13 protein-coding genes are annotated in these 22,148 nt (G+C 36.8%); 11 read left to right on the forward strand and 2 right to left on the reverse strand.

What is annotated here, in order from left to right:
* The first annotated feature begins 26 nt into the window (after positions 1-26).
* The 9 genes from R2Q59_RS03785 (at position 27) to uxuA (ending at position 13,888) form a co-directional block, all read left to right on the forward strand.
* A complete protein-coding gene (locus R2Q59_RS03785; protein WP_316783792.1) occupies positions 27-1,163 on the forward strand; it encodes a glycoside hydrolase family 18 protein in 1,137 nt (378 codons plus the stop codon).
* A gap of 15 nt (positions 1,164-1,178) precedes the next feature.
* Positions 1,179-3,641, forward strand: a complete 2,463-nt coding sequence (locus R2Q59_RS03790) for a glycoside hydrolase family 2 protein (protein ID WP_316783794.1) — start codon at positions 1,179-1,181, stop codon at positions 3,639-3,641.
* Between the two features lie 4 nt (positions 3,642-3,645).
* Positions 3,646-4,806, forward strand: coding sequence for an alginate lyase family protein (locus R2Q59_RS03795; RefSeq protein ID WP_316783796.1), 1,161 nt, complete (start codon positions 3,646-3,648; stop codon positions 4,804-4,806).
* A gap of 15 nt (positions 4,807-4,821) precedes the next feature.
* A complete protein-coding gene (locus R2Q59_RS03800) occupies positions 4,822-6,378 on the forward strand; it encodes a hypothetical protein (RefSeq protein WP_316783798.1) in 1,557 nt (518 codons plus the stop codon).
* Between the two features lie 2 nt (positions 6,379-6,380).
* Positions 6,381-7,562: a glycoside hydrolase family 88 protein gene (locus R2Q59_RS03805; protein ID WP_316783799.1), complete on the forward strand. Its 1,182-nt coding sequence runs from the start codon at positions 6,381-6,383 to the stop codon at positions 7,560-7,562.
* Complete coding sequence (locus tag R2Q59_RS03810; protein WP_316783800.1) at positions 7,559-8,986, forward strand: hypothetical protein; 1,428 nt, start codon at positions 7,559-7,561, stop codon at positions 8,984-8,986. Before R2Q59_RS03805 ends, R2Q59_RS03810 begins: the two co-directional genes overlap by 4 nt.
* Before the next feature lie 77 nt (positions 8,987-9,063).
* Entirely contained in the window at positions 9,064-10,083 is a 1,020-nt protein-coding gene (locus tag R2Q59_RS03815; RefSeq protein ID WP_316783801.1) for an endo-1,4-beta-xylanase, read from the forward strand.
* Between the two features lie 96 nt (positions 10,084-10,179).
* Complete coding sequence (bglX, locus tag R2Q59_RS03820) at positions 10,180-12,402, forward strand: beta-glucosidase BglX (RefSeq protein ID WP_316783803.1); 2,223 nt, start codon at positions 10,180-10,182, stop codon at positions 12,400-12,402.
* Positions 12,403-12,718: 316 nt separating this feature from the next.
* Positions 12,719-13,888: a mannonate dehydratase gene (gene uxuA, locus R2Q59_RS03825; RefSeq protein ID WP_316783805.1), complete on the forward strand. Its 1,170-nt coding sequence runs from the start codon at positions 12,719-12,721 to the stop codon at positions 13,886-13,888.
* Between the two features lie 160 nt (positions 13,889-14,048).
* On the opposite strand, the gene mnmE is transcribed toward uxuA, so the two are convergent.
* Positions 14,049-15,407, reverse strand: coding sequence for a tRNA uridine-5-carboxymethylaminomethyl(34) synthesis GTPase MnmE (gene mnmE, locus R2Q59_RS03830; RefSeq protein WP_316765850.1), 1,359 nt, complete (start codon positions 15,405-15,407; stop codon positions 14,049-14,051).
* Between the two features lie 202 nt (positions 15,408-15,609).
* Positions 15,610-17,649 (reverse strand): caspase family protein, encoded by a 2,040-nt coding sequence (locus R2Q59_RS03835; protein ID WP_316783806.1) that lies wholly within the window; start codon positions 17,647-17,649, stop codon positions 15,610-15,612.
* 365 nt (positions 17,650-18,014) lie between these two features.
* Here R2Q59_RS03835 and R2Q59_RS03840 point away from each other — a divergent pair, with 365 nt between their 5' ends.
* On the forward strand, positions 18,015-18,842 hold the full coding sequence (locus R2Q59_RS03840; RefSeq protein WP_316783807.1) for a WG repeat-containing protein: 828 nt from the start codon (positions 18,015-18,017) through the stop codon (positions 18,840-18,842).
* 956 nt (positions 18,843-19,798) lie between these two features.
* Positions 19,799-22,147 (forward strand): class I SAM-dependent DNA methyltransferase, encoded by a 2,349-nt coding sequence (locus R2Q59_RS03845; RefSeq protein ID WP_316783808.1) that lies wholly within the window; start codon positions 19,799-19,801, stop codon positions 22,145-22,147.
* The last annotated feature ends 1 nt before the right edge of the window (position 22,148 follow it).

Consider the following 22,148-nt stretch of genomic DNA (forward strand, 5'->3'; position numbering starts at 1 on the left):
GACTGACATCAAAAGAAAGAAAAAATATGATTGCATTTATAAATAATAGAATAAACTGGATATTCCTATTACTGCTCATCATTGCGGTATTATCTGCCATGAAAACTGCAGATAAAAAACCTGTGGTTATTGGCTATGTAACTGGGTATAGTGGTTTAATTAATACGGAGCAAATTGCTGTGGAACAATTAACACACATTAATTATGCCTTTGTGAATGTAAAAAACAACCAAGCCTATTTGGACAATGAAAAAAGAGATGTCGAAAATTTTAAGCGATTAAATACCTTAAAAGCTAGAAATCCAAACCTTCAAATCTTAATTTCAATAGGGGGTTGGTCTTGGAGCGAAAATTTCTCGAATGCAGTTTTAACCGATTCACTGAGAAAAGGATTTGCTAAGAGTGCAGTGGATATCATCCGTAAAAACAATTTAGATGGAGTTGATATAGATTGGGAATACCCAGGAATGCAAGGAGAAGAAGGCAATGTTTATCGCCCTGAGGACAAGGAAAACTTTACTTTAATGTTTGAAAGCATTAGAAAAGAACTCAACATATTAGAAAAAGAAACAGGTAAAAAGAAATTGTTAACGACTGCAACAGGTGGATTTCCTTCCTTTTTAACTAAAACGGAGATGGGAAAAGCAGCTCAGTTTTTAGATTACATTAACCTAATGACCTATGATTACTACTCATGGAAAAGAGCAGGACATCATACTAATTTGTATGATTCTAAAACTTATCCATCAGAAAATTCTGCTGATAAAGCAATTCAGGCTTACCTCAATGCGGGTGTTCCTGCTGCTAAAATTGTGATGGGTATTGCTTTTTATGGTAGGAATTTAAAGTTAAACCCCAACTCAACCAAAGGTTTGGGAGATGCCATTTTATCAGCTGCGAATAATTATGGCAAGGGTTATACCTTTTTAAAGGATAGTTTAGTTGATAAAAAAGGGTTTATTGCTTATAAAGATGAGGATGCAAAAGCGCCATATTTGTTTAATGTAGAAACCAAACAATACATCTCCTATGATGACGAATGGTCTGTTGCTAACAAATGTGAGTATGTGCTCAAAAATAAATTAGGAGGTGTAATGTTCTGGGAATACAGTTCAGACAAAAAAGGTTATTTGTTAGATCAGATAACTAAAAGTTTTAATTAAACATTTAAATTAATTATGTTAAAGAAGATTACACTTATTTTATTAATCAGTTTATTAACTAGCAATTTGGCTTTGCAAGCACAAACTTCAAAGCGCTTAGTTAATAATTGGGAGTTTGTTAAAGGAGATTTAGGAGGTGCCTGGGAAGCCGTTAGACCTGTTAAAGCAGGCAACCCAGAGGAGCTTCCATTTTGGCAAAAAGTAAGTTTACCGCATTGTTTTAATGCAACGGATGCAGTAGACCCTGATGTAAATTATTACCAAGGTCCGGGATGGTATAGAACAAATATTGAAGTAGAAAATCCTTACAAACAAGGCAGAACACTTTTACACTTTGAAGGAGCAGGGCAGAAAACAGCTGTTTACATCTATAATATCAAAGTAGCAGAACACGTTGGTGGCTATGATGAATGGACTGCAGACGTTACAGATGCAATTGCTGAGTTTAAGAAAAACCCAGTTTACCAAGCACAGTTTAAAGGCAAAATCCCTGTAGTTATTCGTTGTGATAATTCGAGGGATTTAGAAATGATTCCTTCAAGTTTGTCGGATTTTAACGTTTATGGTGGTATTTATCGTTACTTAAATCTGGTTTATAATCCACAGGTTTCAGTGGATAAATTATTTGCAAAAGCATCAATTGCAGAAGCTGGTGGTTATGGGAAACTAACTGTAAGCGCTCGATTAAATCATTTAACCGATACAAAAAATGCTCAAGTAAAAATTTACATTAAAGATCCAAATGGCTTAAGTATAGCAGATTTTACAAAAGACATCAAAACTTTTAAAGGCGATTTATTGCTTTGGGATTGGAGTTTAAGAGCACCTAAATTATGGTCTACAGATTTGCCACAACAATATACTGTAACGATGGATATTATTGCAGACGGACAAAAATCTACCATTTCTCAGAAAGTTGGCTTCAGAAAATTTGAGTTTGTTAAAAAGGGACCATTTAAGCTTAACGTCAAGCCATTGTTGCTTAGAGGTACGCATCGTCATGAAGACCACGCAGGTGTAGGGGCTGCAATGACAGAGGAAATGATTATCACTGAAATGAAAATGATGAAAGAAATGGGCGTTAATTTCATCCGTTTAGGTCATTATCAGCAATCAAGAATTGTACTCGATTTATGTGATAGCCTAGGTATTTTGGTTTGGGAAGAAATTCCTTGGTGCAGAGGTGGTTTAGGTGGTGCAACTTATCAGGCACAAGCCAAAAGAATGTTAACCAATATGATTGAGCAACATTACAATCACCCATCCATCATTATATGGGGTTTGGGTAATGAAAACGATTGGCCAGGAGATTTTACCACATTCGATCAAGAGAAAATCAGGACTTTTATGAAAGAACTGAATGACTTATCTCACAAATTAGATCCTTCGCGAAGCACTGCCATAAGAAGATGCGATTTCTGTAGAGACATTGTCGATGTTTATTCACCTTCAATTTGGGCTGGTTGGTATCGTGGAGACTACACCGAATACAAAGACGTTTCCTTAGCAGAGTTTAATAAGTCTGAGCGCTTTTTACACGTAGAATGGGGTGGCGATAGTCACGCTCGCAGGCATTCAGAAAATCCTGATAACGCCTTAAGCAAGATTAAAAAAGGTGGCGGTGCCGATGAAAGAGCAGGAGATGCTTCGTTATATGGTGGTGCTGCAAGGGTTAGTAAAGATGGCGATTGGAGTGAGAGTTACATCGCCAACTTGATCGACTGGCATTTAAAAGAACAAGAAACCATGCCTTGGTTAAGCGGAACAGCTTATTGGCCATTTAAGGATTTCTCTACTCCGATTAGACCAGAAAATCCTGTTCCTTACGTTAACCAGAAGGGGGTTATAGAAAGAGATTTCACTAAAAAAGAAGCGTTTTATATTTTCCAATCTTATTGGACAAACACACCAATGGTACACTTATATGGTCACTCGTGGCCAGTACGTTGGGGAGAAGAAGGTGAGGAAAAGATGGTAAAGGTTTATTCTAACTGTGAGGAAGCCGAACTATTTGTAAATGGTAAAAGCTTTGGGGTAAGAAAAAGAGATAGTCAGAATTTCCCTGCTGCAGGTTTGCGTTGGCAAGTGCCGATGAAAAAGGGAAAATACACTTTTAAAGTGGTTGCCAAAAAAGGAAAAATAACAGTTACCGATGAAATTACACAAGAATACCAAACTGATAAGTGGGCTAAACCTGCAAAAATGACCTTAAATAAGATTGAGGAAAAAGATGGTATTGCTACATTAGAAGTTAAAATGTTTGATGACAAAGGCGTTTTATGTTTAGATGCCATCAACTTAGTGTCGTTTAACTTAATAGGAGATGGGGAATTAATCAGAGATCAAGGAACATCAACCGGTTCGGCTAAAGTTCAATTGTATAATGGTAGAGCAATTATAAGGATGAAAACAAATAATGCCAAAAGCATTGTTTCAGTTCAATCGAAAGGTATTCCAACAATATTTTTAAACCAATAGAAAGATGAAGAGATCAGGTCTTTTTTACTTACTCACCTTATTATCGATTACCAGTTTTGCACAGGTAACCATTAAGCTGCAGGCTCAAAATGTATTGAGAAAACAAGTGTTAGCTGAAGCAGAATGGGCGATGAAACAAAGTCCAGTAACTGTTACTGCAGAAAGCTCGCCTTTAAGTACGGGTGGTAAACATGATTTCTTTTCTCAGGCAGATTACTTTTGGCCAAATCCAGCTAATCCTAGCGGACCATATATTAATCGCGATGGAGAAACCAATCCAGCAAACTTTATAGCGCACCGTAAAGCGATGATTAGGTTCAGTACGATAATTGGCGCTCTCGCATCAGCTTATCAGCTTACAAGTAATGAAAAGTATGTTAAACAAGCGGTGATACATTTAAAGGCTTGGTTTGTTAATACTGAAACCTTGATGAATCCAAATTTGGCTTTTTCTCAAGCAGTTATTGGTTCTTCAACGGGTAGGAGTTGGGGAATTATTGATACCATTCATTTAATGGAAGTAGCTCAAGGGATAGTAGTGATGGAGAAAGCTAAATCATTAAATAAAAATGATTTATCGAAAATCAAAAAATGGTTTGCTGACTATATATTATGGCTAAATACGAGTAAAAATGGCGTAGCGGAAAAGGCTGCTAAAAATAACCATAGCGCTTGCTGGGTCATGCAAGTAGCTTCTTTTGCTAAATTAGTTAAGGATGAAGCAATGCTTGATTCATTAAGATGGATGTACAAAAATGTACAGTTGCCCAATCAAATGGCAACTGATGGTAGTTTTCCTTTAGAGTTGGCACGAACCAAACCTTATGGCTACTCTATTTTTAACTTGGATGCATTTACAATGATTTGCCAGATATTATCTACGCCAAAAGACAATTTATGGAAGTATGAAACAGCTGACGGCAAGTCAATTCAAAAAGGGATTACTTATTTGTACCCATTTGTTGCCGATAAAAGTAAATGGACATTAAAGCCAGATGTCATGTTCTGGAACAATTGGCCAGTTGCACAACCATTCTTGATTTTTGGAGCTAGTCAATTTAATAATTACGATTGGTATACTACTTGGAAGAAGCTGGATTTGAAACCAATAAATGAAGAAGTGATAAGGAACTTGCCGATAAGACATCCTTTAATATGGATGTAAAATGTAAAATGTAAGATGGAAATAGAAATTAATAACTATAAATTTTTCAAAATCGCAAAGGCAATTAATATTGGTTGTAAGCGCTTTTTTGTGCTTTTATTAATGTTTTTTGCCAATGCTGGTTATGCCCAGCAAAAATGGGAATCAAAGTTTATCAAACTTAAAAAGGATGGAAGGCTACAATATGTTCCAGATGAGCAAGGAAATGTGATTCCAGACTTTAGTAAAGTGGGTTATCATCAAAATGCTAAACAAATTCCAAACGTTAAGGTAGTGGTTACTATAGCTGCAACAGGGGTTGATGACCAACAAAAAATACAAAATGCAATTGATGAACTTTCAAAAAAACCTACTGATGCAAACGGAATTCGTGGTGCCATCCTGTTAAAGAAAGGCGAATACAAAATCCCTGGAAGTATCAATATTTCAACAAGCGGAATCGTTTTACGTGGTGAAGGTGATGATACAAAACTAATCGCCACTGGCAGAGGAAAAAGAACAACGATTAAGGTTAGTGGAAATGGTAACTTAAAAGAAATGCCAAATACAAGAGTTAAAATATCGGCTAAGTATGTACCTGTTGGCGCTAAAAGTCTTCAATTAACCAATGCTTCAGGTTTTAAAGTTGGTGATAAAATCATTGTTTTTAGGCCTGGAAATGCGAAGTGGATTCACGATTTAAAGATGGACCAAATAGCAGAAAAGGAAGGTTTGGTGCAATGGAAAGCCGAGAGTTATGATTTAGATTTTGAACGTGTAATTACAGCAATTAATGGCAATACCATCTTTTTAGATAATCCAATTGTGATGGCAATGGAAGAACAATATGGAGGTGGTGAAGTTTATAAATACAATTTTGATGGCAGGATAGCTGAAGTTGGCGTTGAAAATATGTTGCTCGAATCTGAGTTTGAAAGTGATATTGATGAAGAACATGGGTGGGATGCCATCTCTTTCGGCAAAGTAGAAAACAGCTGGATAAGTGGGGTTACCAGTCGTTATTTCGGTTATTCTTGCGTAAACCTTAGCAACGCTAGTAAACAAATCACTGTTAAAGACTGCAAGTCGCTAGCTCCCAAATCTCAAATTATTGGTGGTAGAAGATATTCTTTCAATAATGACGGGCAGTTAAACTTGTTCATGAATTGTTTCGCTTCAGAAGGTAGGCACGATTATGTAACTGGTGCAAAGGTTCGCGGACCAAATGTGTTTTACAATTGTACATCAGTTAATGCAAAAGCAGATATAGGTCCACATCACCGTTGGGCAACAGGAACGCTTTATGATAACATTGTAACCGACGGAGAAATTAATATTCAAGATAGGGGAGATTGGGGAACTGGACATGGTTGGGCTGGCGTAAATCAAGTATTATGGAATTGTACTGCCGCAAAAGCTGCTGTTCAAAATCCTTACGTAAGTGGTAAAAACTATGCTATTGGCTTAAAAGCTCAAAAATATGAAGGAAGGTTAAAAGGCAGACCAGATGGAGTTTGGGAAGGTCAAAATCAATCGGGTTTAAATCCTTCATCATTGTATTTAAAACAAGTAGAAGAAAATAAAAACAGATAAGTATGAATTTGAAAGTTAATTTAATTGTAGGGTTAGCCTTAAGTTTTGGCGCTGTTAAAGCCCAAAAAGTAGATGTGAAAAAGGCATTTGCTAGTGCTGCCAAGCAGACTGATGTTTTGGTAAAAAACGTTGATTCGGCTAGATTGATAAAGCCAACACTGGTTTCGCCCAGGACAGTAGAAAATGGCCAATTTAAAATGGTAGTTTCTAGAGATTGGACCAGCGGATTTTTCCCTGCCGAACTTTGGTATTTCTATGCTTTTACGAAAGATAAAAAATGGCTTGATTTAGCAAAAAAATACACTGAGGATATTAAAAAAGAACAATTTAATAAAGGCACACACGATTTAGGTTTCATGATCTATTGTCCTTTTGGCAATGGTTACAAGATAACTAAGGACCCTGAGTACAAATCGGTAATTATCCAGGCCGCAAAGTCTTTGTCGACTAGGTTTAATGCCAAAGCTGGCGTTATCAAATCTTGGGACCACAATGGCGATAAATGGAAATATCCTGTTATTATTGATAACATGATGAATTTAGAATTGCTTTTTGAAGCGACTAAATTCACTGGAGATTCATCGTTTTACAAGATTGCAGTCTCTCATGCAGATGTAACCATGAAAAACCATTACAGACCAGATTATAGCTCTTGGCACGTAATTGATTACGATACAGTTTCTGGAAACGTGAGAAATAAACTAACCGCACAGGGATATTCAAACGAGTCTGCTTGGGCTCGCGGACAAGCTTGGGGTCTTTATGGTTATACCTTGTGCTATCGTTATACAAAAAACAATGCTTATTTAGCGCAGGCAGATCATATTGCCAACTTTATATTAAGTAGTAAAATTACGCCGGCTGATGGTATTCCTTATTGGGATTACAATGATCCACAAATTCCTAATGTGTCAAGAGACGCTTCAGCTGCTGCCATTACTGCTTCCGCCTTATATGAATTAGCAAAATACAGCAAGGAAAGTAAAAAATATAAAGCCGCTGCCGATAAGATATTAGCTTCTTTAAGCTCAAAATACGTAAGCAAGCCAGGGGCGAATTATGGTTTTATTTTAGAACACAGCACTGGTCACCGTCCTGCAAAGTCTGAAATTGATGTGCCAATTAATTATGCAGATTACTATTACTTAGAAGCCTTGTTAAGAAGCAAAGGAATAACATTATGAGAAAATTTGTAGCTGTTTTATTAGGATTGGTGGTCATTGCTTTTGAAGTAATGGCTCAAGATAGTTTAGATTTTAACCAAAAAGTTGAGGTTAGAAAGGTATTGAACAATTCGAGCGAAAAAGCTTCATTTACTGCTTATAAAGAATTTAGAACAAGAACATTATCAAGTTTATCTCAATTTAAATCTAAAAAGATAAGAACTGATAAATATGGTGGTAGAATGGATAGGAAAGAGAAAGCTACAGGCTTTTATTACACCAAAAAGATAGGTAATCGTTGGTGGGTAATTGATCCTCAAGGTTATCTATTTATTCATAATGCTTTAAATGCAGTAAGCATAGGTACATCAGACAGAAATAAAGAAGCCTTTGGTAAACTTTATGGCGATGAAAATAATTGGATGGTTAAAACGCAAGAGTTTTTGATCGATAATGGTTTTAATGGGACTGGCGCTTGGTCTAATACAAAAGCCATACAAAAATCTCCATTGCAACAAACAAAGCCGTTGGCCTATACCATTAACCTTGATTTCATGAGTGCCTATGGCGATAAAAGAGGTGGTACTTATATCGTGCCAGGACATAAAGGTTATCCTAATAATGTGATTTTCGTTTTCGATGCGGCATTCGAGGCGTTTTGTGATCAAGCAGCTAAAAAACTGGTGGCCAATTCTACTGACGAAAACTTATTCGGTTACTTCTCTGATAACGAAATGCCTTTGGGGATCAAAAACTTGGATGGTTATCTTACACTTAAAGATCAACAAGATCCAGGTTATTTGGTTGCTAAAAAGTTTATTGATGATAGGGGAGTTGCAGCAGATAAAATAACGGATGTAGATCGTCGTGAATTTTTATCTATTGTTGCCGATAAATACTTTTCTATCGTATCAAAAGCCATTAAAAAATACGATCCTAATCACATGTACCTAGGTTGTAGGTTTCATGGCAATCAGGGCAACATTGCTGAGTTGTGGAAAGCTGCTGGTAAATATATCGATGCCATATCCATGAACTATTACAATGCTTGGACACCTGATCAAGTCTTAATGGCTAATTGGGCAAATTGGTCAGGCAAACCATTCATCATTACTGAATGGTATGTAAAAGCAGACGACTCAGCTTTGGGCAATACAGCAGGAGCTGGGTGGGTGGTTAAAACACAAAATGATAGAGGTTTATTCTATCAGAACTTTACTTTAGGTTTAATTGAATCTAAAAACTGTGTTGGCTGGCATTGGTTCAAATACATGGATAATGATCCATTGCAAAAAGGCGCAGAACCATCGAATACAAATGCGAATAAGGGCATTGTTGATAATAATTACCAAGTCTACAAACCCTTAATGGAAAAAATGAACGAATTGAACTATCAAATGTATCAATTAATTGATTTCTTTGACCAAAAGAAGAAATCACCTTAAAATTATACATCATGAAGCACTTTTCAATTTTTCCATTACTCGCTTTTGTTTTATTCAGTTGTTCTAAAAGGACTGCAATGCTTGATCCAATTTTAAACCCAGTAAATGGCATTTTAAGGGATCTGCCCCTTCAATCACCAAAAAGCACTTTAAAAGACATGCCTTTTAAGTTTGGAGCTTCTGTTAGTGCCGAACTTTTAAGGTCAAATTCCAATTACAAAGCCTTGGTTATTAAAGAGTATAGTAGCTTAACAGCAGAAAATGCAATGAAATTTTGGGCATTACATCCTTTAGAAGATACTTACAATTGGAAAGATGCTGATGAAATAGTTGCCTTAGCGCAAGCAAATGGTAAACGAATGCATGGCCATACTTTAATTTGGCAGGAAGTGCCAGGTTGGGTAACTAATTTTTCTGGCGATACCCAAGCTTGGGAGAATCTGTTGAAAACACATATCCAAACTGTGGTTACTCATTTCAAAGGAAAGGTTTCATCATGGGATGTAGTTAATGAAGCCATAGATGAAAATGGTGGTTATAGAAATACCATTTGGTTACAGAAATTAGGCACAGCGTATATAGCAAAGGCATTTCAATATGCACATGAGGCGGACCCTAGCTTATTGTTGTTCTATAACGATTACGGACACGATTATAGCCCTGTAAAAAGGACTGCCATATTAAATTTGGTGAATGACCTTAAGCAAAGAGGTATCCCTATTCACGGTATAGGTTTACAAATGCATACACGTTATAATCAACCTGATGCTGATATTACTTCAGCAATTACTTCAGCTGCTGCAACTGGATTACTGGTACATATTTCTGAGTTAGATATGACTGTAAATCCTAACAGTGATAAAAATTTAACCTACACTGCAACTTTGGCAGAACAGCAAGCAGCCAAGTATAAATTCATCGTTAAAACCTATTACGCAATTCCTAAAGCACAACAATTTGGAATTACAACTTGGAATGTAACTGATGGTGATAGTTGGATACCGAGCACATACAATAGACCAGATTGGCCCCTTCCTTTTGATGCCCAATACAAACGAAAACCCGCCTATCAAGGAATACTGGATGGCGTAAAATAATTAACAGTTGTTGTGGTTTTGATGGGGTTATAAAAACCATAAACAAAAGCTATACGGCTACTTTAGTAAAAAATAGAAAACAAATTAAAATAGAAGATGAATAAAATTTCACGCCTTACCCTACTACTACTCATTATCGGTTTAACCCCAAAAATTTATGCCCAAAAGAAATCGATAGATCAACGTGTTGATTCTTTGATGAAATTGATGACTTTAAAAGAAAAAGTTGGTCAATTAAACCAATATTCTGGTAAAGAGGTTACGGGACCAACTAGTGATAGAAAGAGTTACCTACTAAATGACATTAAATCTGGAATGGTAGGTTCAATGTTAAATGTAAAAGGTGTTAAGGATACAAAGGAAATTCAGGCTGTTGCCTTACAATCTCGCTTAAAAATTCCTTTGTTGTTTAGCTTGGATGTTATTCATGGATATAAAACTGTTTTTCCAATTCCATTAGCAGAATCTGCATCATGGGATATGGCCGCAATTAGAGAAACTGCTCACGTAGCAGCAGAAGAGGCAGCCTCATCAGGTATCCATTGGACATTTGCACCTATGGTAGATATTGCTCGTGATCCACGTTGGGGCAGAGTAATGGAAGGCGCAGGAGAAGATACTTACCTAGGTTCAGCAATTGCTAGAGCAAGGGTTTTAGGCTTTCAGGGAAGCAAACTTGGTGGTGTTGATGCGATTATGGCTTGTGCTAAACATTTTGCCGCCTATGGTGCCGCAATCGCGGGAAGAGATTATAACCCAGTAGACATGAGTGAGCAATTATTAAATGAGATTTATTTACCTCCATTTAAAGCCGCGGCCGATGCTGGGGTGGCTACTTTTATGAATTCATTTAATACCATCAACGGTGTTCCAGCTACTGGAAATTCTTATTTGCAACGTGATATTTTAAAGGGCGAATGGAAATATAAGGGTTTTGTGGTAAGCGATTGGGGTTCAATTAAAGAAATGATTCCTTGGGGTTTCGCTAAAAATATGAGTGAGGCGGCTCAGAAGGCAATTGTGGCTGGTAGTGACATGGACATGGAAAGCGAAGCCTACAAAAAGGAGTTAGAGAAGTTAGTAACAAGTGGCAAGGTTGATGTGAAGTTTGTTGATGATGCAGTAAGACGTATACTTTATAAAAAATTCGAATTAGGCTTATTTGATAATCCTTACAAATTCTCTGATGAAAAACGTGAGGCGAAAGTAATGAATGATCCTAAGCATAAAGAAATTGCTTTAGCTGCAGCTCAAAAATCTATCGTGTTGTTGAAAAACAATAATGCTGTTCTTCCTTTGCAAAAAAGCATTAAGAACATTGCCTTAATTGGTCCGCTAGTTAATGCCAAAAGAGACCAAGCTGGTAGTTGGGTAGTTTATGCTGATACGGCAAACATTGTAAGTGTGCATGAAGGTATGAAAGCCAAATTTACGAACACTAAATTTACTTATGCTGAGGGTACAGCAGTTCAAGGCGCCAAAATGGATGGTTTTGCAGCTGCGGTAGAGACTGCAAAAAATGCTGATGCAGTGGTAATGGTCTTAGGAGAGACTTGGGACATGAGTGGAGAAGCTAAGTCTCGTGCAGACATCAGCTTGCCTGGCAAACAGGAAGAACTATTTAATGCCATTAAAGCAACAGGTAAACCAGTAATTGTGGTCATCATGGCTGGGCGACCATTGGTATTCAATAGCATAGCTGATAAAGCCGATGCAGTGGTTTATGCTTGGTTTTTAGGAGATCAAGGTGGTAATGCTATTGCGAATGTATTGAGTGGCGATTATAATCCATCTGGTAAATTACCAATGAGCTTTCCTAGAAGTGTAGGACAAATCCCAATTTTCTATAATCATTATAATACTGGAAGACCAGTTACCAAACCAACAGATATTGTTTATAAATCTGCTTATATCGATTCACCTAACGATCCTAAATTTGCTTTTGGTTATGGCTTAAGTTATACCAACTTCACCTATAGTAATTTAAAATTAGACAAAGCAGTTCCATTGAAAAATGAAACAGTTAACGTAAGTTTCACTTTAACTAACAGTGGTAAAGTTGCTGGAGAAGAGGTAGCACAACTCTACATTCAAGATAGGTTTGCCTCATTAGTAAGACCAGTTAAAGAATTAAAAGATTTCGCCAAAGTGAAATTAAATCCTGGAGAAAGCAAAACAATCACTTTTACCTTAACACCAGATAAATTGAAATTCTTTAAGGAGAAATTAGGTTGGGTTACAGAAGCAGGAGATTTTAAAGTAATGGTTGGCGGTTCGTCAGATGGGATTAAGTTAGAGTCGAGTTTTGAAATGAAATGAGTTTGGAGTTGGGAGTTTAGAGTTTAGGGTTTAGAGTTTAGGGCTTAGACTTTGGAGATGCTAGGTAAACAATTTAGCAATACAACAATTCAACAATTGTGAGAAGGCTCTCACAAACTATTAAGGTTTCCAATCTCCAATCTCACCACCCCAATCTCATATTACGCTAACGTTTCCGTAAATTTTTATCAATGATAAGGTGGTACTAATTTTATTTTTGAGTTATATTGGTCGTCAAATTAAATGTTAACTATCGTTATGTGTTTTGCAATTGATCTCCATACGCAATACGCAATACGCAAATCTCAATACGAAAATGGCTAATCATAAACTACAACAAACTTGGCGCTGGTATGGTCCGGTAGATCCAGTTTCATTACAAGATGTTAAACAAGCAGGAGCAACAGGCATTGTAACCGCTTTACATCATGTTCCGCATGGCGATATTTGGCCTTTAGAAGACATTAAAGAGAGAAAAGCAATTATTGAAGCCGCAGGTTTAACATGGGCAGTGGTAGAAAGCGTGCCTGTGCATGAAGCGATTAAAACACGCAATGCTAATGCAGGAAAATACATTGAGAATTATAAAACCTCTTTGAAAAATTTGGCAGCTTGCGGCATTAAAACCGTGTGTTATAATTTTATGCCAGTGTTAGATTGGACTAGAACTCAGCTTGACTTAACCATGGCAGATGGTTCTAAAGCATTATATTTCAATTGGACAGACTTAGCAGTTTTTGATTTGTATCTTTTCAAAAGAGAAGGAGCTGAAAACGATTATCCAGCTAATATTTTGGAGAAAGCTAAAACTAGGTTCGAATCAATGACCAAAGAAGAACTTAATGAATTACGTATAAACGTTTTGATGGGTATTCCGAATGAAAAGGAAATTGAAATGGAAGCGTTACGTGAAAGCATTGGCACCTATAAAACCATTGGTATGGATGGCTTGAGGGAGAATTTAGCTTGGTTCCTATCAGAAATAGCTGAAACCTGTACTTCAAACGGAATCAAGATGACCATCCACCCAGATGATCCTCCTTATTCAATTTTAGGATTACCTCGTATTGCAAGTAACAAAGAAGATTTATTAGATATTTTAAAACGCGTTGATCAACCTTTTAATGGCATTTGTTATTGCACTGGTTCGTTAGGTGCTGGTATGAATAATGATCTGGTTGATATCTTCGAAGCGGTTAAAGAACGTGTGTATTTCTTGCACTTGCGTAATGTAGCCAAAGATGAAGAAGGTAATTTCTATGAAGCAGACCACTTAGGTGGCGATGTGAACATGTATGAAGTCATGAAGGCCATCACTGCTGAAAATGCAAAAAGAGATACGCCAATGCCATTTAGACCAGATCATGGTCACCAAATGTTAGATGATTTAAATAAAGTAACTAATCCAGGTTATTCTGCCATAGGCCGCTTACGTGGTTTAGCCGAACTGAGAGGTTTGGAAGTAGGGGTGACTGGGAATTATTAAGAGCGTCGATAGTCCATGGTCTATAGACTGAAAGAGAAAGTCTGGGAGTTAAAACTTCTGGACTTTCTTTTTTAATAAGGTTTAAAAATTAATTTTTATCAACCTTTAATTGATCGACGTACATTATCTTTCGGACTTTCGGCCGATCAACTTTCGGACTTTACTTCCCGATGCAGAACTTACTAAAGATATTCTCCAGTAAATCATCGGTAGTTACCATACCCGTAATCTCTCCCAAGTAATGAAGTGCTTGTTTGATATCCATTGCTAAAAAATCTGAAGTAACTGGATTATCAATGTTGTTAAGCACATTGGCCAATGCCTTTTCTGTGTTTTTTAAAGCTTCTACGTGGCGAATATTGGTCACTAACGTTTCGCTGGTATTGATGGAGTGTAGGTTTACCTTTTCCAATAAACTGGTCTTTAATTCTTCTACACCAATGCCTTCTTTAGCCGACAGGAATAAAACTTGTTGTTTTTCAAAAGCAGCTTTTTGTTGATCAGTAAATAAATCAGCTTTGTTAACGATAGCTAAATAGGGGATATCTATTTTCTTTAAGTCGGTTAATTGTTCTTCCAGTTCATTGGGCGTTTGTAAAGCATCTGCCATGTAAAGTATCAGTTTAGCTTGTTTCATGCGCTCTAACGTACGCTCTACACCCTTTGCTTCAATAATATCAGCGGTATCGCGAATACCTGCGGTATCTATAAACCTAAATATAATGCCATTGATGTTCAATTCATCTTCAATGGTATCTCTTGTAGTACCTGCAATATCAGAAACAATTGCTCTGTCTTCATTTAATAGGGCATTTAACAAAGTTGATTTACCTACATTGGGCTTACCAGCAATAACAATGGGAACACCATTTTTAAGTACGTTACCTAGCTCAAAAGAAGATATAAGTATTGAGATGTGAGATATGAGACGTAAAATCAATGCTTTTAACTGGTCGCGATTGGCAAACTCTACATCTTCTTCTGCAAAGTCTAACTCCAATTCAATCATAGAGGCAAAGTGAATCAATTGCTCACGAAGCTCTTTTAGTTCGCTAGAAAATCCTCCACGCATTTGCTGTAAGGCCACATCGTGGGATGCCTTGCTATCTGATGCAATTAAATCGGCTACGGCTTCTGCCTGACTTAAATCGAACGCCCCATTTAAAAAAGCCCTTAAGGTAAATTCGCCTGGTTTGGCTGCTCTTGCACCTTTTTTAATCAACAGGTTTAAAATTTGCTGAATGATATAGTTAGAACCGTGACAAGAGATTTCTACCACGTTTTCCTTGGTGTAAGATCTGGGTGCCACATACAAACCTGCTACTACTTCATCAACTATGATTTCTTGATCTTTAATCAATCCGAAATGTAAAGTGTGCGATGCCTGCTTTGTCAAGTCCTTACCGGCAAAAACTTCATTGGTTAGTTTTATGGCATCTGGCCCAGATAAACGGATTACGCCAATGGCGCCGCTGCCTGGTGGAGTTGATAAAGCGATGATGGTATCTTGATTGTACATTGATGGGTTAGGGGTTAGGGGTTAGGGGTTAGCGTTTGGGGTTAGTCTAACGCAAAGGCCAAAGCTCAAAATTAAAGCGCAAAAATAATATTTTTTATCTGTAGTTATGGTAATACTTAGGTAAGGTGTTTGCATAAAAAAGACCGCACCTTTCGATGCAGCCTTCCTTCTTCCCCTAAAACTAATTTTCTTATTGTTTGGTTTATTGTTTTTCTTTTAGTGTGTATATGATATTGTAAACACTGCCTTCGGCTTCCTTAACTGAAACTACTTTTGGTCCTCTGGTAGCTGAGGTACTCGATTGATCTACCAATCCTTCCAACATACTTAAAACTCCTTTTTTACCGGTATCACCTCTAGCTGCTCTTGGTGTGGCTAATCCCTCAAGGTTAATTTCTTTTGAGGTTACAAATACCTTTAAAACTTCGGTGCCAAAAGGTTCGCCTAGTTCTATTTCATACTTGTCAAAAATTCTGGTTTGCCCAGGTTCTATTCTTAAATCTCCAGGATAAATCTCTTGCTCTTTATTAGGTAAAAATGTATTGATAATTCCATTGGGTTGTAAATCTAGGATATTCACGTATACCGCTTTTTTACCAGTATTTTTTATCCACAACATCACCTTGTCCCCATCTACGAAGTTATAAGTTCGATCATCAAATTTAGCTTTCATTGCAGCCTCATCTGGTTTTCCATCTACCACTGGAATTAATTTTACTTGAGCCATGATAGTTGAGTCTTTTAATACCAATTTCTCTAATAGCTTATATTGAGCATATCTATTAATAGCTCCTTTTAAAGCAATAGTATCTGTTGCTGTTGGGATATCAGTGAAACGATAACCATTAGCAGCAATGCTGATGGTGTCGCTACCTTGTCCTTTTACAATTAATAACTCTGGTTCACCTACCAGACTTACTAAGGGCAATTTTTTAAGCGCCGCAGTTATTCTGGCTGTTTCTTCTGCTGTGTAAGCAAGACTGCCTCTAGATTTTGGAGAAAAACCCACTACAATTGGCTTGGTAGTAAACAATGGCTCTGAGATAAACACATACATTTGACTTGGCTGTGTAAGCTTTGTAATTTTATCTAGCTTGATGGTTGCCTTGTAATTGGTTGATTTAATTACAACCCCTTTTGCCAAAGCCACTGATTTACTTGGGTCAATTGTTCCTGATGGATAAATATTAACCTTTGCTCCAACGCTTAAACCTGCAAATGATCCCGCCCTCACTAAAATCTCTAATGGGTTGTTAATTTTTTCTACCTCGATAAAAGGTTTTTGATCTACAAAAGCACCACCAAATAATGTTCTATCTAGGCCATTACCTTCCAGTACAGGATGCTGACCTGGTACTTTCTCGTTCATGATGGCTTGTATGTTAGCAAACAAAGTGCGGTAGGTTGTACCTGGTTTTAGATTTTCGAATACTTTGCTAATGGCATAAGTTAATGAACCCATACCTACATTATCATCACCGGTGGTTTCAAAATTTAATTCAGATGCCAAGGCTGCAGAAACAACCACATAAGTTGCTAAATCTTTATCATTACCACGAGATGCCGTACTTTCCTTAAAAACCTCTTCACCAGCTTCTTTTCTAAATTTTCGATCAAAGCCACTATACACCAGTGCTGGTTTTCCTCCTCTTGTTTGCGCAGAACCACGAGTTCCTGATCCAGAATGACAGTTGTCCATGAATACCACTACATCACCTTCATTACCTAAGGCGGCTCTTAGACGCTGAATATAAGCGCCAAATTCATCATCTCTAAAATAATTGACCTGTAGTTTTTCATATTCAGCTTTGCTTAAAGTACCTCTTGCAATAGCGGTCTTATCGGCTCCCATAGCAAGGGTAGCATTGTAAGAAACTATAGTTTCATCATAACCATCAGCTTCATCGTCATTGTCATCTGCAACCTGTTCCCCATGAGAAGACACATGTATCACAACCACATCTTTTTTGCCAACGCTACTGATCAAATTTTCAAAAGCAGCTTTAATGCCTTCTTTTGTTGCTACAGAATCTGCAACTACTTTAACATTATTTGCAGGGAAACCTTGTTTGGCTAAAGTGTTTTTAATGTAGCCCACATCTTGAGCACTAGAAATTTTGCTCCAACCACCTGCTTCAGGATAATCGCCTATGGCAAAAATTAGCGCATGTTTTTTTTGAGCATTAACTGTTGCAACAGCAAATAAAAGGATAAGTAAACTGAACGTTAATTTGAGTTTCATATCGAAGTTTTAAAATCCACTAATGTTAATGAATAGCTAAAATTACTTTTAAATAAGGAATGAAAAAATACCTAGAAGTGGGTATTTCTAATTGAGGTAAGATGGAAGATGTGAAATGGAAAAGGGAAAATGTTTATGCTGTTGGCATCCCTTTGAGAAAAGTATACAACAGGAAATTCTGAGAGAAAAAATTTATCTACCTAAAAATTAGTATTGACAATTTTGTTCTGCTCATATAAATTTGTGGTCTAAAAAGTTTAATAAAATTTAATAAAATGAAAAGGTTTTTATTCGCCATTTTCCTATGCACCTTAGCGTGGGAAACCACCTATGCTCAAAGTTTAACATAATATTGGGATAACACCGTGTCTAAATACGGATTAAAAGACAAGGATAACAAAGTAGTTGTGCCAGCAAAATACGATGCTATTAATTGGAAAGAAAATGTGAACCTGTACGTGGTTCAATTAAACTACAAATCTGGCTTAATAGATGCTACAGGTAAAGAAATTTTGGCAATTAATTATAAGTTCATAGGAGATTTTAGTGAAGGATTAGCGGTATTAAGGACTTCCAACTATAAAGATGGATTTATAGATCAAACTGGTAAAATTGTAATACCAATGAATTTCGTAGATGCTTCTAATTTTAACGGAGGTTTGGCACGTGTAGCTGTTGAGGTACCACAAGGGTATAGTACGGTAAAACGATATGGCTTTATTGACAAAACCGGAAGTTTTGTAATCCCAGCTAAGTTTGAGTTTGTTGGGTTATTTAGTGAAGGCTTGGCAAGTGTTTATGGAGATTCTAAATGGGGCTATATTGATAAAACTGGAAATCTGGTTATTCCTTATACAGCCTACCAAAAAGCACAAGATTTTTATCAGGGATTAGCTGTAGTGATGAACAACGACAAATATGGCTTCATTAATACTCAAGGGAAGTTGGTTATTCCGATGAAGTACGATTATGCCAATAGCTTTCGGAAAGGCCTTGCTGCGGTAAACATTGGTGCAAGTCCTGCTTTTTCTGGCTTACCACAAGGTGGAAAATATGGCTTTATTGATACGACAGGAAAGACAGTGCTTAACTTTAACTACGATAAGGCCAATGGGTTTTTCAAGGGAAAAGCAGCGGTAGAAGTAAATGGTAGGAAATTTTATATCGATAAAAACGGACAAGAAGTAAAGTGAGGGGGATAAAGTGAATGGGAAATGGAGGGAAGTTGTAAGAAATCCGAAAGATAAGTGGATGTGAAATGTAAAATGGAAGAGGGAAAATAGAAGAGGTTCGAAAGATCAAGAGCTAAATACAAAATCTTTAAAGAGGATCTTGCAATTGCAAGGTAGGGAAAATGTTATCCCCCTCAAGGAGAGGGTAAGTGCCTGCTCCGATTTTATATCGGAGGGGAGGTTTTTGTTTTTTAATAAATTGATTAACAACAAGTTTGAAAAATGAAAAGTTCGGCCTCCTGCACTTAATTACCTTAATCCCTTAATGTTAACGAATAGAAATTCAGCTAGTTCAATCAGCTAAAGCAAACGGCAATGATACAATGTTGAGCAAACCCAGTCGACGCTATCAATTTGCAACTGTTCGGATTTTCCGAACTATTGCTTAAATGAATAATGGCTTTTAATGTTAACGAATAGAAAACCATCTCATTCCGTCAGCTAAAGCAAACGGTCCCGATAATCGGGAAATCAATATAATAAATCAAAGAACGAATAACGTTGAAACGAATGTAAAATGAAAATCCATAGCCTGTAGCATTGGGAAACGGCGTGACCGCATTTGAACAGTTTTGACCTGTTTTGAACGATTTAAATGTAGGTTTGTTCGAGACTTGTTCGAGACTTGTTCGAGAAACGTTGCTTTAAAGGCCGATTCCTCGAAGGAATCTGGGAGGAATGTGGGAGAAGACAGCTTAAATGGAAAAAGGAAAATGTAAGATGTAAAATGGAGTAGGTTCAAGAAACAAACAACTAGTAAAGAAGGCGAACAAACTCCAGGAAAACGTTCTTCTTATCAACTCCACAACTCAACCTTTTAACTCAAATGTTCATAATTTTTACAAATACCCTTGTACAGTAAATATTTCCTATTTTAGGGCGATAAGTTTGAAATAAACAACTTCCAAAAATTATAAATGAATACAGCTGTACACAATAAATTAGTTTCCTTTATTTGGTCTATTGCAGATGACTGCTTACGAGATGTTTACGTTCGTGGTAAATACCGTGATGTGATTTTGCCAATGGTAGTGCTAAGGAGATTAGATGCATTACTAGAACCAACCAAAGAAGCAGTTTTAGAAGAATTAACCTTCCAAAGAGACGAAGCTAAGTTTACTGAATGGGATGAGGGTGGTTTGAAACAAGCATCAGGTTATGTTTTTTACAATACAAGTGAGTGGACTTTACAGCGTTTGCACGATACAGCAACCAATAGTCAGCAGATATTACAAGCAAATTTCGAAGATTATTTAAATGGCTTTAGCGATAACGTCAAAGAAATTATTGAAAAATTCAAGCTAAAAAGTCAGGTGCGCCACATGGCAACTAAAGATGTATTGCTAGATGTCTTAGAGAAATTTACCTCATCATACATTAACCTAACCCCATTTCAAAAATTAGATCCTGATGGTAGAAAATTACCACCACTTTCTAACTTGGGTATGGGTTATGTTTTCGAAGAATTAATTAGAAAATTCAACGAAGAAAACAATGAGGAAGCAGGGGAACACTTTACCCCTCGTGAAGTAATTGATTTAATGACGCACATTATTTTCGACCCCATAAAAAATAACCTGCCACCGGTAATGACCATTTACGATCCGGCCTGTGGTTCTGGAGGGATGTTGACAGAATCTCAAAACTTTATTAAAGATGAAGATGGAGAGATTAAAGCCAAAGGCGATGTTTATTTGTACGGAAAAGAGATCAACGATGAAACTTATGCCATCTGCAAATCAGATATGATGATTAAGGGCAACAACCCTGAAAATATCCGAGTAGGCTCGACCCTTTCAACTGATGAATTTGCGGGTACTACTTTCGATTTTATGCTTTCTAACCCACCTTATGGTAAATCCTGGGCAAGTGAGCAGAAATATATAAAAGATGGAAAGGATGTAATTGATTCACGTTTTCAGATCAAATTAAAAAACTATTGGGGCGAAGAAGAAGATGCCGATGCTATTCCTCGTTCATCTGATGGTCAATTACTTTTCTTGATGGAAATGGTTAGCAAAATGAAACCCTTAGCCAGCAGTAAATTCGGAACTCGTATTGCATCTGTACACAATGGAAGTAGTTTGTTTACAGGCGATGCAGGTGGCGGAGAAAGTAATATCAGGAGATATATTATTGAAAATGATTGGTTAGAAGCCATTGTGCAAATGCCAAATAACTTATTCTACAATACAGGGATTACCACTTACATCTGGATTTTAAGCAATAATAAAGCAGCTCATCGAAAAGGAAAGGTTCAACTCATTGATGCTGGTCAGCTTTATCAAAAATTGCGTAAAAACCTTGGGCAAAAAAACTGTGAGTTTGCACCAGCACACATCAATGAAATTGTAAAGATTTATACCGAAATGCAAGTCATTGAAAAAACGGATGACAAAGGAATTGCCGCTCAAGTTTTTGATAATAGCGATTTCGGATTTCATAAAGTAACCATCGAAAGACCAAAACGTTTAAATGCTCAATTTACCGCAGAGCGGATTGCCAGTTTAAGATTTGATAAAAACTTGAACGATGCGATGGTTCATGTATATGAAACTTATGGCGAAGAAGTTTACCAAGACTTGAGTAAACACGAAAAGGACATTAAGGAATGGGCAGAAAAGCAAGAATTAAACTTAAATGCCAAACAAGAAAAAACATTGGTTAATGTAGCCACTTGGCAAAAACAATTAGCCATCTTAAAAACAGCTGAAGTTTTATTAAAAGCTTTCGGAGATAAAACTTACAGCGATTTTGATGTATTTGTAAACGAAGTTGACGATGTTTTAAAAGCCGAAAAAATTAAACTTTCTGCAAGTGAGAAAAATGCCATTTTAAATGCAGTAAGCTGGTACGATGAAGAAGCAGAGAAAGTAAAGAAAAGCATTGTAAAACTGAGTGGAGAAAAATTGAGTGATTTGTTAAGTCGTTTAGGTTGCAAAGCCGATCAATTGGGAGATTATGGTTATTACTTAACCGATAATAAAGGTGAGTATCAAACCTATGAAACAGAAAGCGATTTACGCGATACAGAAAACGTACCATTAAAAGAAAACATCAATAGCTACTTTTTAAGAGAAGTTAAACCTCACGTTGCCGAAGCGTGGATTAACCTTGATGCTACTAAGATTGGTTACGAAATTAGCTTTAACAAGTATTTCTATCGCCATAAACCTTTACGCAGTATTGAAGAAGTAACAGCTGATATTTTAGCTTTAGAAAATGAGAGTGATGGTTTAATTCGTGAAATTTTAAACCTAGCCTAGT

Origin of the sequence: Pedobacter frigiditerrae (genome assembly GCF_032678705.1) — a bacterium.
Taxonomy (GTDB): domain Bacteria; phylum Bacteroidota; class Bacteroidia; order Sphingobacteriales; family Sphingobacteriaceae; genus Pedobacter; species Pedobacter frigiditerrae_A.